This is a genomic window from Nocardia donostiensis, from assembly GCF_002081715.1.
GTDB classification, from domain to species: domain Bacteria; phylum Actinomycetota; class Actinomycetes; order Mycobacteriales; family Mycobacteriaceae; genus Nocardia; species Nocardia donostiensis.
Genome location: NZ_MUKP01000021.1, coordinates 85,521 through 98,756 on the forward strand (window position 1 = coordinate 85,521; position 13,236 = coordinate 98,756).

Genomic DNA, 13,236 nt, shown 5'->3' on the forward strand with positions numbered 1-13,236 from the left:
CTTGTCCGATCGAGATCGGTGCAGGTAAGCCCGCATCGTTACGGCTCGGGGGTCGTCCTGTTTCCGGGGAAAACCGGGCGGGTTCCAGAGGGGAACGAATCAGCCGATATAGCGCTGCAGACGAGCGGACAGGCGCGGCTGCAGCGGCCCGTCAGCGACAACCCGCTCTTCCACATACGCCAGGTCGCCCCCCTCGACGATCCCGTAGAGCCGTTTGGCGCCGCCGACCACCGCGCCGGACTGGCTGCGGATCACCACATCGGTGGCCAATTCCCACGATGCCTGAGTGAGGGCCTGCCCGTAGAACAGCTCGACAACGCCCGAGCTGTGGGTGAGCAGTAGTTCGATGACCTCGTCGTCGCCGTCGGTGCCGACGCGCCAATAGCCGGTCTCCCGCAGATCCGGGCCGCCGTAGCTGCCGTCGGATTCGATCACCCAGGACCGCGACTCCCAGGCCAGATAGTCCCCGCCGTCGTGTGACACCACGATCTGCTGGCCGAAGTGGTAGTCGCCGCGCTCCGGGTCGTTGCCCTCACCGGTACCGCGCCATACACCGACCATCGGCAGCAGCGCCAGCATGGCCGAGCTCAGGTCCGGGCCGAGGCGCAGATTCGCCGTATCGTCGGGCAGCGGTAGGTCCGGCAGCACCGGGATATTGCGGCCGCCGGTCGTTTTCGCCCGTTCGGCCGCATCGGCCACCGCTTGGTCGCCGCTGGGGGTACGCCGGTCAGCCGGAGCGTCTCCGTTCATGTTTTCGCTCGCTCGCTCGGCCGGATCGGAACCTTCGCTCGCGAGTTCGCTCATGACTCGGTGAACAGCCGGTAGAAGACGTACAGACCGAACCAGCCGATCAGGATGGACACGGCCACCAGCAGAATCTCGAAGAAGAGGACCACGTCTTCGAGTCTAACGATGCCTGGTCTCCGGCACGCAAACGGCCCCGGACCGATCCTTGCCGGGAGTGGTTTCCGGGGCCGTTCGCTCGTGCCCTGCCTTATCGCGCCTTATTTGGCGACGGCGACGTCCACGTTGTGGATGCCTGTGCCTTCCGGACGGATCTCCGCCGAGCCGTTACCGGACGACGACAGCGCCCGCAGCGTCCACGAACCCGGCGCCGCGAAGAACCGGAAATCTCCGGTCCCGGAGGCGACGACCTCGGCGGTGAAATCACCGTTGCCGTCGAGAAGCCGGACGAATGCGCCACCGACGGGCTGCCCGTCGATGCTCAGGACCCGGCCGGTGATGACCGTTTCCTTCTCCACGTCGACCCCGGCGGGGATGGCCTGACCTTGGGTAGGTGCTGAGCACATATTTTTACTCTCCCAACTCGATCGGAGCGCCGATCAGCGAACCGTATTCGGTCCAGCTGCCGTCGTAGTTCTTGACATTCTGGTGTCCGAGCAGTTCCTGCAGCACGAACCAGGTGTGCGAGGAACGCTCACCGATCCGGCAGTAGGCGATGGTTTCCTTGGCGCCGTCCAGGCCCGCGTCGCCGTAGATCTTGGCCAGCTCTTCATCGGACTTGAAGGTGCCGTCTTCGTTCGCGGCCTTGCTCCACGGGACGTTGATGGCGGTGGGGATATGGCCGGGACGCTGGCTCTGCTCCTGCGGCAGGTGCGCGGGAGCCAGGATCTTGCCGGTGAACTCGTCGGGCGAGCGGACGTCGACCAGGTTCTTGGTGCCGATGGCCGCGATGACTTCGTCACGGAACGCACGGATGGACAGGTCGGGCGCGGACGCCTTGTATTGGGTGGCAGGCCGGTTGACCGGTTCGGTGGACAGCGGACGGCCGTCGAGCTCCCACTTCTTGCGGCCGCCGTCCATCAGCTTCACGTTGTTGTGGCCGTACAGCTTGAAGTACCAGTAGGCGTATGCGGCGAACCAGTTGTTGTTGCCGCCGTAGAGGACGACCTCGTCGTCGTTGCTGATACCGCGCGCCGAGAGCAGATCGGAGAACTGCTCCTGGTTCACGAAGTCGCGACGAACCGGATCCTGTAGGTCCTTCTTCCAGTCGAGCCGGACGGCGCCTTGGATGTGCCCGTTGTCGTAAGCGGAGGTGTCCTCGTCGACCTCGACGAAGACGACGCCGGGGGTTTCGAGGTTTTCTTCAGCCCAGTCAACGGAGACCAGGACATCGGAGCGGCCCATTGTGTTCCTTTCGGTGGTGACTCTTACAGATTCAGTTCGTTACCGGTGTCCCGGCGTGCGGGTGTCCGGCCCGTAGGCGGGTGACCAGCGGATACAGCTGGCAACCCAAGCAGATGCCGAACGCGGCGTTGAGCAGCGCCGCGAACAGTGCGAAGCCGGCGAATACCGCGCCGGCCAGGGTGGCGCCGAATGCGAAGCCGAGCAGGCTCATCGCGGCGAAAACCAGTCCGAGCAGCTGCGCGAACCGCAGCGGCGCCACCGGCTCGGTCTCGGTGACCGGGCCCAGTCGTGGCGCGACCAGCGCGGCGTAGATCCGGCCGTAGGGGTGGTGTCGGGGGCCGAGTGCCGCGCCTGCGCCGAAGACCAGCGCCTGCAGCGCGATGAGCACGGTGGCGGTGCCGGTAGAAAACGCGGCGGCGATCAGCACCAGCACGAGGACGCCGGTGGTGGCCCATGCGACGAACCGCGGGCCCCGGACATCGACGACGTCGCCTGCCTGGCTGCTGTGGGTATTGGTGGACATGATGCGAAACTCCTGCGCTCGAGGTGCTGGGCAGCGGGAAATCTGCCGGTTCGCCGGGGGATCTACAGATCGCTCACGCGGACGAACACAGGTCGGCGTCAGAAAAAGGGAGAGGCCGACCGCTCAGCGGCACAGGCAGCAACAACCACCGAGCCGACACAGGTCAACTGTGCGACGACGGGTGAGCATCAGCTCGCGGTGGTTTTGCACGTTGGGTAGTTTACCCAACGCGGCCGGGAAATAGGACCCTGGGTGGGGAAGGGCACCGTAGGGCCTGGTGTAGGCCCTACGACGGGGCCCGGTTTCGGTCCTCAGACGGTAAGCGGGCTGAGCGCGCTGCGCAGGTCGCCGGTCTTGGGTACGCCGGAGATCCGGAACCATTCTCTACCTTCGGTATCGAAGACGAAGGTGGTCGGCAGCGACAGCACGTTCAGAGCCTTGGCCAGCGCGGGATCGGCATCGATATCGATCTCGACGTCTACCGGCGGTTGCGGCGAATCGGCCAGATCCCCGGTGACATCGGCCACCACCCGGCGCACCGCGGCGCACGGACCGCACCATTCGGCGGAGAAGTGCAGTACTGCTGGGCCCGCGCCGGTGACACCGGCGGCGGCGAGCAGTTCGGCACGTTCGGCAGCACCGGCGTCGAGCGTCGGCGCGGCGGCCCGCACCCTGCCTTCCCGGCGGCGCAGGTACACCCCGGCGGCGAACCCGGCGAGCAGTACCACCAGCAGAATGGTGATTTCGATCATCGGCGGCGCAATCTGTCCAAATCGATCGTCACGTTCCGGCCCTGGCCCTCGACGACGATCTGCCCGCCGAGTGCGGAGACCTCCGTGGGCTGGATACCGAACGGTAGTTCCTTCGTATCGATGGTACGGGTGAACCTGGCCAGTACCGCGGTCTGCTCGGCGACGGAGATGTTCGGGGTGGGGGTGTCGTGCCCCGGCCCCTGATAGAAGCCGGTGGCCACGATCCGCACCTGGTCGCCGTCCAGGATCAGGTCGGCCTGCACGCTCACCCGCTCCCCGCCCAGCTGAAGGGCGCTGTGCTGGCCCAACGGGGTGGTCGGCACGGTGCCGGTCAATACCAGCGCGCCCGCGGTCGTCATCCCTGAGCCTCCGGAGCCGCCGGTCCCGTCGGATTTGTCCGCGGGGCGGGAGTGAACCTGCAGATCGGGGATATCGAACAGGCGGCCCAGTTCGGTGGGTTCCACGCGCATCCGGACGTCGACATAATCCACCGGCACGCTGCGCACGCTGCCGTCGACCAGATGCCCCAGCGGTAACGTCATCCCGACCAGGGTCGCCTCCAGTGCGATTTCGCCGGGGATATCCGGGCGCATCCCACGCGCATTGATCTCGATGTTGTCGTAGCGGCCGTTGAATGCCTGCCGGAGGAACGGGAAGCCGTGGAAGGTCACTTCGGGGTCGGCGCTGAGGTCGGCGCCCGCGCGCAGTGACCGGGATACGCGGTACTCCGAATAGGCGGCGGCACCGAAATCGATGACCACCGCCAATCCCGCGAGGCAGAGCAGCCCGATGATCAGCTTGCGCATGCGATGCACCCTATCTCCGAGCCCGGCGGCCGATATCGAAGGTCCGCCCGGGGCCGGTGCACGCGGAATCGGAGGTCATCGGCTTTCACGCGCTAATCTTGCATCCGATTACCTGTGACTGGCGACGTGGCTGCAGCGGTGTGCTGTTGCCCCGCGGCGCTACGAGATGGGAGGAGTGCTTGTGGAGCTACTCCTGCTTACCTCCGACCCCAACCCCGAATCAGTGCTGCCCTCGCTGGCGTTGCTCGCGCACACCGTGCGCCCCGCACCGACCGAGGTGGCGTCGCTGCTCGAGGCGGGTAACGCGGATATCGCGCTGGTGGACGCGCGCACCGATCTGGCTGCTGCCCGCGGGCTGTGCAGGCTGCTCGGCAGTACCGGCTCGTCGGTGCCGGTCGTTGCCGTGCTCACCGAGGGCGGGCTGGTCGCGGTGAACGCAGACTGGGGGCTCGATGACATTCTGCTGCCCAGCACCGGCCCCGCCGAGCTGGACGCCCGGCTGCGGCTGCTGGTGGGCCGCAACGGCGGGACCGCGGGCCCGGAGCACACCGACAAGATCACGCTCGGTGAACTGGTCATCGACGAGGGCACCTATACGGCCCGGTTGCGGGGCCGCCCGCTCGATCTGACCTACAAGGAATTCGAGCTGCTGAAATATCTCGCCCAGCATGCGGGGCGGGTTTTCACCCGTGCCCAACTGTTGCAGGAGGTGTGGGGCTACGACTTCTTCGGCGGCACCAGGACGGTCGATGTGCACGTGCGGCGGTTGCGCGCCAAGCTGGGCAGCGAATACGAATCGCTGATCGGAACCGTGCGCAATGTCGGCTACAAGGCTGTGCGCCCCGCGCGAACACAACCGAAGGGGGAGCAGGTGGCGCCCGCCGATGATGCAGGGGAGGGCGGTGCCGCCGGTGGTTCGGGCGACACGTCGCTGGCCCCGGCCAACGGCACCGCCCAGTGAATAGGCGAACTTCGAGTTCGGCCTCACGGTGCACGATGTTCGCGGTATGTGCATCCGGCGAAGAACCTACGGCCGCTGGGCTGGCAGCCTGACCTGTAGGGATGGTGTGAGACCTCCTCACAGTTGATGTAGGGAGGCAAGCAGCGACGAAACAGGAATACCCTGTCGCGAGGCAGGAAATCCCCGTCCTTCAGACGGGGAGGAAGTCAAGAGGAGTAGGCGTGACCGGTTCGGTATTGCGGTGGGCGGACGAACTCGACGCGGACACCGCGCGGCGCGTGCGAGCGCTGCTGGAGCGGGCCGCGTCCGTCGACGGTGTGGCGGCGGTATCGGAACAGGCCGTGCTGTCGCTGGGCGATACCGGGGACGCACGTCATCTGCTCGCGGTCCGCGGTGATACTGTGAGCGGTTACGCGAACTTCGCTGCGGCACATGGGGAACATCCGGCGATGGCGGAGGCGGCCGTCGATCCCGAGGCCAGGGGTGACGGTATCGGAACCGAACTCGTCCGAGCGGCGCTCGCCGAGGGCGGGACCGGTGCGCGGGTGTGGGCGCACGGGAACCTGCCCGCTGCCCGATCGGTCGCGGCGAAGCTCGGTCTCACCGTTGCGCGGGAGCTGTGGCAGATGCGTCGCGCATCAACTGAGCTACCCGAACCGGTGGTGTCGCCCGAACTCGTCGTCCGCACCTATGCGGGCCCGGCCGACGATGCCGAACTCCTGCGGGTCAACAACGCCGCGTTCGACTGGCACCCGGAACAGGGCGGCTGGACCGAACGTGAACTGGAGCAACGGCGTGCCGAGTCGTGGTTCGACCCCGCGGGTTTGTTCCTTGCTTTCGACCGCAACGACCCCGGCCGGCTGCTCGGCTTCCACTGGACCAAGGTGCACACCGACCAGAACCCGCCGGTCGGAGAGGTTTATGTAGTAGGTATCGATCCGGCCGCGCAGGGTCGCGGTCTCGGCCGCCTGCTGACTCTGGCCGGGCTGCATCATCTCCGCGACCGGGGTTTGGGCGAGGTCCTGCTCTACACCGAAGCCGACAACACCGCCGCGGTGCATACCTATACCCGGCTCGGTTTCACGCCCGCTCATATCGACGTGGCCTACAGCGCGGCCTGACGACCACGCAATCGCGCCGGGCTGTTCACTTTCCGTTCACTCTCTCAGGTCCGGCTGTCAACCGAGCCCCCCTAGTTTGATTACGGGCGGTGCTGGTCCGCCTGGTGTGCGAGTTCCCCCGCGAACGGCCACCACAATATGCGCCCGGGCCGGTGAGGGACCGGGTGAGTAGGACGTACCCCGGAGGAATTAGTGAAGCTCGTGCGCAGCAGCGCCCTCGTTGGTGTGCTGGCCGCCGGTGCCATGACGCTCGCCGCGTGTGGTAGCGACGACAACACGTCCGCAACAAACATCACCCCCAACGCCGACGTGCAGTGCGGCGGCAAGGAAGCCCTCAAAGCCAGCGGCTCGTCTGCCCAGGCCAACGCGATGACCCGGTTCATCAACGCCTATCAGACCAACTGCGAAAACGCGAAGCTCGACTACACCTCCAGCGGTTCCGGAGCGGGCGTGAAGGAATTCCTCGGCGGCCAGACCGATTTCGGTGGCTCCGACTCCCCGCTGAAGCCCGAGGAAGCCGCCCGCGCGACCGAACGCTGCGCCAGCGCCCCGGCCTGGAACCTGCCCACCGTCTTCGGGCCGATCGCCGTCACCTACAACCTGGACGGCATCGCCGACCTCGCGTTGGACGGCCCCACGATCGCCAAGATCTTCAACGGCACCATCAAGACCTGGGACGCGCCGGAGATCAAGGAGCTCAACCCGGACGCGCAGCTGCCAGCCGAACCGATCAACGTGATCTTCCGCAGTGACGAGTCGGGCACCACCGACAACTTCCAGCTCTACCTGGACGCAGCCTCCGAAGGCGCCTGGGGCAAGGGCGCGGGCAAAATCTTCAACGGCGGTGTCGGCGAGGGCGCCAAGGGGAACGAGGGCACCTCGGCCGCGGTGAAGAGCACCAAGAACTCGATCACCTACAACGAGTGGTCGTTCGCCAAGCAGCAGCAGCTCGGCATTGCGCGCATCGTCACCTCGGCGGGCCCGGAGCCGGTCGAGTTGTCGGTTGCCTCGGCCGGTAAGGCCATCGACGGCGTCGAGATCAAGGGCGAGGGCAACGACCTGGTCCTCGACACCACCTCGTTCTACAACCCGACCACCCCGGGCGCGTACCCGATCATCCTGCCCACCTACGAGATCGTGTGCTCGAAGTACAAGGACGGCGCCACCGCGACCGCGGTGAAGGCGTTCCTGCACTCGGCCATCAGCAACGGTCAGACGGGACTGGAGGACGCCGGGTACATCCCGATCCCCGAGCAGTTCAAGACCAAGCTGACCACCGCGATCGACGCCATCTCCTGATAGCGGCCTCATGACTTTGCACGATGATGTGACCACCGCTGGGCAGTCGGAGTCGACTGCCCAGCGCGCGGCCGGAGATACTGCGCAGATGCCCCGCACCACCAGCATCGAACCGGGTGTCAGGAAACAGAAGCCCGAATCGCTGAGGAGCCGTGTGCACAGCAACCGGGCCGAGACGATTTTCCGTTCGTTGGCCACCGCGGCCGGCGCCACCATCGTGGCGGCGATCGCGCTGATCGGGCTGTTCCTGTTGATCCGGGCGGTTCCCTCGCTGGCAGCCAACGAGGCGAACTTCCTGACCAGCACGGACTTCTCGACCGGGGACGCCGACCACCTACAGTTCGGCATCCGCGACCTGCTCATGGTGACGGTGCTGAGCTCGCTGCTGGCGCTGCTCATCGCGGTGCCGATCGGTATCGGTATCGCGTTGTTCCTGACGCATTACGCACCGAAAGCACTGTCCAGACCGTTCGCGGTGCTCATCGATCTCTTGGCGGCGGTTCCGTCGATCGTGTTCGGTCTGTGGGGTATCTACGTGCTGGCTCCCACATTGGAGCCGGTGGCGACCTTCCTCAACGACAACCTCGGCTGGTTCTTCCTGTTCGACGACGGCAACGTCTCGCTCACCGGTGGCGGAACCATCTTCACCGCGGGCATCGTGCTCGCCGTGATGATCCTGCCGATCATCACCTCGGTTACCCGCGAGGTCTTCAATCTGACCCCCCGGATGCAGATCGAGGCAGCCCAGGCACTCGGCGCGACCAAATGGGAAGTCGTGCGGATGACGGTGCTGCCCTACGGGCGCAGCGGCATGATCGCCGGTTCCATGCTCGGCCTCGGCCGGGCACTCGGCGAGACGATCGCCGTGCTCCTCGTGCTGCGGACCGCGGCGGACCCGGGCACCTGGTCGCTGTTCGACGGCGGCTACACCTTCGCGTCCAAGATCGCTTCGGCCGCCCATGAATTCAGTCAGCCGTTGCCGACCGGCGCCTATATCGCCGCAGGCTTCGTGCTCTTCGTCCTGACCTTCGTGGTCAACGCTGCGGCGCGCGCCGCCTCCGGAGGAAGGGTCAGCGGAGGATGACCACCGCGACGAAATTCGACAGGCCGATCAAGGCACCCACCTTCCGTCATGTGAGCACCGCCCGGCGGGTGAAGAATCATCTCGCCACCGGCGTCGTCTGGGTGTGCTTCGCCATCGCGCTGGTGCCGCTGATCTGGGTGCTGTGGGTGGTGCTCGCCCGCGGCTTCGAAGCGATTGTTTCGGCCGACTGGTGGGGTAAGTCGCTCAACGGCGTGCTGCCCGAACAAGTCGCAGGTGGTGTGTACCACGCGATCTACGGCACCCTGGTCCAGGCGGCTATCGCGGCCCTCATCTCGGTGCCGCTCGGGGTGATGGCGGCCATCTACCTGGTCGAATACGGCCGGGGCTGGCTGGCTCGCACCACAACGTTCATGGTCGACATCCTCGCCGGTGTGCCCTCGATCGTGGCCGCGCTGTTCGTTTTCGCGGCGTGGATCTCCACCTTTGGCATGCCGCAGAGCGGTCTGGCCGTATCGTTCGCGCTGGTGCTGCTGATGCTGCCGGTGGTGGTGCGCAGCACGGAGGAAATGCTCAAGCTCGTACCCGACGAGCTGCGTGAAGCCTCCTATGCGCTCGGTATCCCGAAATGGAAGACGATCCTGCGGATCGTGGTGCCGACGGCGCTGCCCGGCATGATCAGCGGCATCCTGCTCGCCGTTGCCCGCGTGATGGGGGAGACCGCGCCGGTGCTGGTGCTGGTCGGCTACAGCCGGTCGATCAACTTCGACATGTTCGACGGCAATATGGCTTCGCTGCCGCTGTTGATCTACCAGGAGTTCAGCAACCCCGAGGCCGCAGGCCAGCTGCGTGTCTGGGGCGCGGCGCTGACGCTCATTCTGATCATCGCCCTGCTGTATCTGGCCGCGGCCCTGGTCAACCGGCTGCTCACGCGGAACCGATAAACCGAAACGGAAACTTATATGGCCAAGCGGATCGACGTCAAAGACCTCAATATCTATTACGGAAAATTCCAGGCGATCTCCGATGTGTCGCTGACGGTTCTGCCGCGCAGCGTCACCGCGTTCATCGGTCCGTCCGGTTGCGGTAAGTCCACCGTGCTGCGTTCGCTCAACCGCATGCATGAGGTGACCCCAGGCGCCCGTGTCGAGGGTGCGGTAATGCTCGACGGCGAGGACATCTACGGCACCCAGGTGGATCCGGTGGGTGTGCGCCGCACCATCGGCATGGTGTTCCAGCGCCCGAACCCATTCCCCACTATGTCCATTCGCGACAATGTGGTGGCCGGGCTGAAACTGCAGGGCGTCCGCAGCAAATCCGAGCTCGATGAGGTGGCCGAGCGCTCGCTGCGCGGCGCCAACCTGTGGAACGAGGTCAAGGACCGGCTGGACAAGCCGGGCGGCGGGCTTTCCGGCGGTCAGCAGCAGCGTCTGTGTATCGCCCGCGCCATCGCGGTATCCCCCGATGTGTTGCTGATGGACGAGCCGTGCTCGGCGCTGGATCCGATCTCCACCCTGGCGATCGAGGATTTGATCACCGAGTTGAAGAAGGAATACACGATCGTCATCGTCACGCACAATATGCAGCAGGCGGCACGGGTGAGCGACCAGACCGGTTTCTTCAACCTGGAGGCCCAGGGCAAACCGGGCCGGCTGGTGGAAATCGACGATACCGAGAAGATCTTCTCCAACCCGGCGCAGAAGGCCACCGAGGACTATATTTCCGGCCGCTTCGGCTGAGCGGACAGGCCCCGGCGAGAAACCGAAAAGACCCGCGGAATCCCGCGGGTCTTTCTGTCGTCTGCTCGCGATGCACCGCGACCCCGGTGCAATTCAGGAGTCGGAATCCGGGTCCGGCGGAAGCACACCGGTGACCAGGAAGATCACCCTACGGCCGATTTCGACGGCGTGGTCGGCGAACCGCTCGTAGTAGCGGCCGAGCAGCGTGACGTCGACGGCCGCGGCGACACCGTGCTTCCATTCGCGATCCATCAGCAGGGTGAACAGGTGACGGTGCAGATCATCCATCGCCTCGTCGTCCTGGTTGAGCTGCGCCGCGCGTTCCGGGTCGCGGGTTTCGAGAACCTCTTTGGCGCCCGCGCCCATGCTCACCGCGATCCGGCCCATCTCCGCGAAATAGCCGTTGACCGAATCAGGCAGTGCGGGATTGGGGTGACGCCTGCGCGCCACCTTGGCGACGTGCAGGGCGAGAGTGCCCATCCGGTTGACGTCGTTGACGATCTGGATCGCGCTCACCACCTGGCGCAGATCGCCCGCGACCGGGGCCTGCAGAGCCAGCAGCGCGAATGCCTTCTCCTCGGCGTCGGCGATCATCTCGGCGATCCGGTCGTGTTCACTGATCACCTGTTCGGCCAGCCCAAGGTCGGCTTGGAGCAACGATTGAGTGGCCTGATCCATGGCCGAACCCGCGAGACCGGCCATCTCGCCCAACAGGTGTGCGAGATCGGCCATTTGCTCGTTGTAGATGACACGCATGAGACCCGACACTAGTTCCCGCCGCTGTCCAAGTCACGAACAGCGGGTGAATTGCAGTACCGGCTACGCGCAGGGGTCTTCGGCCGCGTTGACGTGCTCCAGATCCGACGGCAGTTCCACCGGCGCCGTGCTTGCGGCGGCCACATCGGTGATCGCGTCGCCGACCGGAGTCGGGTTGTTCACTATCCCCTGATAGTTCTCGCCCAGCACGACTTCGACGATGCTGCCGAGCTCGTCGTCGAGCTGCATGGTTGCGCCGGGGATGGCTGACGCCACAGTCGCCGCCTCGTTCTCGTAGCCGCTCGCGTACCGGATCATCGTCTCGGGAGCGGAGCCTTCGGTGTAGTTGCCGGTGTTGTAGATGCCGAAGCCCACACTGCCCAGTTCGGTGGCCGTCCGCCCGGCCAGACCGCTGATACCGGAGCCGTTGGAAACCAGCAGGGACAGCGTGCCTGGATCGACCGCGGTGTACCGCGGCGGTGGGGGCGGTGTCGATGTCGCCGTCGGAGCGGGGGCGGTCTTTTCGCCGGGTAGCGGCTGATCGTCGCGGATCGCTCGGAAGATCGCCTTGATATCGGATTCGCGCGGGATCTCGTTGCCGTAGGAGGTTGTTCCCGCGGTGGGAATGGTCAGGAAGGTGACCGCGCCCGCATCCACGTCCTGCAGCGAACGACCGAGCATGAGCAGATCGTTCGGGGTGACCCGGTCGACGAAGGTGGCTTGGGTGAAGGCCTTGATGAAGCCGTTCAACTTGCCCGGGTCCAGCAGGACCTTGCCGGACAGCGCGCCGCGCAGCAGCGACGCCAGAAAACGCTGCTGCCGGGCGATCCGGTCGTAGTCGCTGCGCTCCTCGCCGTAGACGTGCCGGGCGCGCACATAGTTCAACGCGGTCGCGCCGTTGAGCCGATGCCTGCCAGGCTGTTCCACCACCGGGCCGAGCACACCGTCGATAATCGGTTTGGTCGCGCACACCTCGACGCCGCCGACCTGGTCGACCATCTGCTCGAATCCGGCGAAATCGATACCGATGAAGTGGTTGATCGTGCTGCCGGTGAGCCGCTGAATGGTCGAAACCAGGCATTTCGGCCCGCCCAACGCGTAGACGGCGTTGAGCTTGCCGCCCATCGCCGAGGGATAGACCTCCTCGGTATAACCGGGTTTCTGGTTGTCCCAGCCGTTACATTCGGGCCGGGTCACGTCCAGGTCGCGCGGGAACGACACCACGACCACGCGCTGCCGGTTCTGCGGGATGTGCACCAGCATGGTGGTATCGGCGCGAGCGCCCTCGGCGTCCTCGACGGTGCCCGCACCGATTTCGCCGTTCGCGCCCGCCCTGGTGTCGGTGCCGACGATCAGGTAGTTCTCGTCACCGAGCTGAGCGTGCGCGTCGATCACGTCCTCGCTCGTATCGTCCAGTGCCGAGACCTGGGTGAATCCGTTGTTCGTGGCCTGCAGGTAGCTCCAGGCGCCGCCGGTGATCAGCAGCGCGATCACCGCGAATATGGCAAGCGTCACCCGCCCGGCCACCCGCAGCCTGCGGTTACGCCGGGATTTACTTTGCTCGAGCCGGGTCCGGCGGGTCTTGCCTGCCGGCTCCGCCGCAACCGGCTCTGTTGTCGGCCAGCCGCTGGTGTTGGTTTTTCCGCTGACCTTCGGCGGTGCATCGTGTACCGGGGCGAGCACATCGGTGACCGCATCCGGGGATTCGGCGATATCGCGCGGATCCGCGGCAGCTGGCGGGATGGCCGGGGCGGCCGACGAGGAAGCTCCGGTTTTCCGCCCGGAGGTGCGCCCGCGCCGTGTGCTGTCCGGTTGCCGGTTGCGTTCAGTGGACCGTTTCGCGGGTCTGCCGGAATGTTGTGCGGATTCGGCCCGGGACGCTTCCGGGGCGGGTTGACGGGTCTTGGCGGAAGTATCGACAGCAACGGTTTCCGGACCGGTCTCCGGCTGCCGCGGCCGGCCCGCGGGGGCGCGGCCGGAACCGGGAGCCGCGGGAAGCGACCCGCTGTTCGGTTGCGGCCGGGAACCGCCCCGGTGACCCATTGCCTCCGGCGAGCCCTGCCTGCCGTCCGGGGCGTGCCGACCGGCC

At 66.1% G+C, this 13,236-nt stretch carries 14 protein-coding genes; 6 read left to right on the plus strand and 8 right to left on the minus strand.

All coding sequences use genetic code 11. The features are described from left to right. Positions 1-99: 99 nt before the first annotated feature. From B0T44_RS15600 to B0T44_RS15625, 6 genes are all read right to left on the minus strand, one after another. Positions 100-804: a heme-binding beta-barrel domain-containing protein gene (locus B0T44_RS15600; RefSeq protein WP_077121860.1), complete on the minus strand. Its 705-nt coding sequence runs from the start codon at positions 802-804 to the stop codon at positions 100-102. Between the two features lie 200 nt (positions 805-1,004). After that, the gene (locus tag B0T44_RS15605; RefSeq protein WP_077121862.1) at positions 1,005-1,310 is read right to left on the minus strand and encodes a DUF1416 domain-containing protein; all 306 of its coding nucleotides are present in this window, start codon (positions 1,308-1,310) and stop codon (positions 1,005-1,007) included. 4 nt (positions 1,311-1,314) lie between these two features. Then, a complete protein-coding gene (locus B0T44_RS15610; protein WP_077121864.1) occupies positions 1,315-2,148 on the minus strand; it encodes a sulfurtransferase in 834 nt (277 codons plus the stop codon). Between the two features lie 31 nt (positions 2,149-2,179). After that, on the minus strand, positions 2,180-2,671 hold the full coding sequence (locus B0T44_RS15615) for a DUF4395 domain-containing protein (RefSeq protein WP_077121866.1): 492 nt from the start codon (positions 2,669-2,671) through the stop codon (positions 2,180-2,182). A gap of 311 nt (positions 2,672-2,982) precedes the next feature. After that, positions 2,983-3,423, minus strand: a complete 441-nt coding sequence (locus B0T44_RS15620) for a thioredoxin family protein (RefSeq protein ID WP_077121868.1) — start codon at positions 3,421-3,423, stop codon at positions 2,983-2,985. Continuing rightward, the gene (locus B0T44_RS15625) at positions 3,420-4,229 is read right to left on the minus strand and encodes an LmeA family phospholipid-binding protein (RefSeq protein WP_077121870.1); all 810 of its coding nucleotides are present in this window, start codon (positions 4,227-4,229) and stop codon (positions 3,420-3,422) included. The genes B0T44_RS15620 and B0T44_RS15625 overlap by 4 nt, the downstream gene beginning before the upstream one ends. Positions 4,230-4,410: 181 nt before the next feature. Here B0T44_RS15625 and B0T44_RS15630 point away from each other — a divergent pair, with 181 nt between their 5' ends. The 6 genes from B0T44_RS15630 to pstB all read left to right on the plus strand — a co-directional run bounded on the left by B0T44_RS15630 (position 4,411) and on the right by pstB (position 10,391). Continuing rightward, complete coding sequence (locus B0T44_RS15630) at positions 4,411-5,190, plus strand: winged helix-turn-helix transcriptional regulator (protein ID WP_077121872.1); 780 nt, start codon at positions 4,411-4,413, stop codon at positions 5,188-5,190. A gap of 221 nt (positions 5,191-5,411) precedes the next feature. After that, on the plus strand, positions 5,412-6,311 hold the full coding sequence (mshD, locus tag B0T44_RS15635; RefSeq protein WP_077121874.1) for a mycothiol synthase: 900 nt from the start codon (positions 5,412-5,414) through the stop codon (positions 6,309-6,311). Positions 6,312-6,503: 192 nt separating this feature from the next. After that, the gene (pstS, locus tag B0T44_RS15640) at positions 6,504-7,610 is read left to right on the plus strand and encodes a phosphate ABC transporter substrate-binding protein PstS (protein WP_077121875.1); all 1,107 of its coding nucleotides are present in this window, start codon (positions 6,504-6,506) and stop codon (positions 7,608-7,610) included. A gap of 88 nt (positions 7,611-7,698) precedes the next feature. Next, positions 7,699-8,694, plus strand: coding sequence for a phosphate ABC transporter permease subunit PstC (gene pstC, locus B0T44_RS15645; protein ID WP_077121885.1), 996 nt, complete (start codon positions 7,699-7,701; stop codon positions 8,692-8,694). After that, positions 8,691-9,596, plus strand: a complete 906-nt coding sequence (gene pstA / locus B0T44_RS15650; protein WP_077121877.1) for a phosphate ABC transporter permease PstA — start codon at positions 8,691-8,693, stop codon at positions 9,594-9,596. The genes pstC and pstA overlap by 4 nt, the downstream gene beginning before the upstream one ends. Positions 9,597-9,614: 18 nt before the next feature. Then, positions 9,615-10,391: a phosphate ABC transporter ATP-binding protein PstB gene (gene pstB / locus B0T44_RS15655; protein WP_077121879.1), complete on the plus strand. Its 777-nt coding sequence runs from the start codon at positions 9,615-9,617 to the stop codon at positions 10,389-10,391. A 93-nt stretch (positions 10,392-10,484) separates the two neighbouring features. Here pstB and phoU read toward each other — a convergent pair whose 3' ends face one another. Next, positions 10,485-11,147, minus strand: a complete 663-nt coding sequence (gene phoU, locus B0T44_RS15660; protein ID WP_077121881.1) for a phosphate signaling complex protein PhoU — start codon at positions 11,145-11,147, stop codon at positions 10,485-10,487. 63 nt (positions 11,148-11,210) lie between these two features. After that, positions 11,211-13,236, minus strand: a 2,026-nt coding sequence (locus B0T44_RS15665) for an LCP family protein (protein ID WP_368026100.1), incomplete at its 5' end; no start/stop codon positions are given.

What these genes read in the sequence shown, in the direction of transcription:
- B0T44_RS15600 (WP_077121860.1), bottom strand. Translation starts at nt 804, where the DNA reads ATGAGCGAACTCGCGAGCGAAGGTTCCGATCCGGCCGAGCGAGCGAGC.
- B0T44_RS15605 (WP_077121862.1), bottom strand. Translation starts at nt 1,310, where the DNA reads ATGTGCTCAGCACCTACCCAAGGTCAGGCCATCCCCGCCGGGGTCGAC.
- B0T44_RS15610 (WP_077121864.1), bottom strand. Translation starts at nt 2,148, where the DNA reads ATGGGCCGCTCCGATGTCCTGGTCTCCGTTGACTGGGCTGAAGAAAAC.
- B0T44_RS15615 (WP_077121866.1), bottom strand. Translation starts at nt 2,671, where the DNA reads ATGTCCACCAATACCCACAGCAGCCAGGCAGGCGACGTCGTCGATGTC.
- B0T44_RS15620 (WP_077121868.1), bottom strand. Translation starts at nt 3,423, where the DNA reads ATGATCGAAATCACCATTCTGCTGGTGGTACTGCTCGCCGGGTTCGCC.
- B0T44_RS15625 (WP_077121870.1), bottom strand. Translation starts at nt 4,229, where the DNA reads ATGCGCAAGCTGATCATCGGGCTGCTCTGCCTCGCGGGATTGGCGGTG.
- pstC (WP_077121885.1), top strand. Translation starts at nt 7,699, where the DNA reads ATGCCCCGCACCACCAGCATCGAACCGGGTGTCAGGAAACAGAAGCCC.
- pstA (WP_077121877.1), top strand. Translation starts at nt 8,691, where the DNA reads ATGACCACCGCGACGAAATTCGACAGGCCGATCAAGGCACCCACCTTC.
- pstB (WP_077121879.1), top strand. Translation starts at nt 9,615, where the DNA reads ATGGCCAAGCGGATCGACGTCAAAGACCTCAATATCTATTACGGAAAA.
- phoU (WP_077121881.1), bottom strand. Translation starts at nt 11,147, where the DNA reads ATGCGTGTCATCTACAACGAGCAAATGGCCGATCTCGCACACCTGTTG.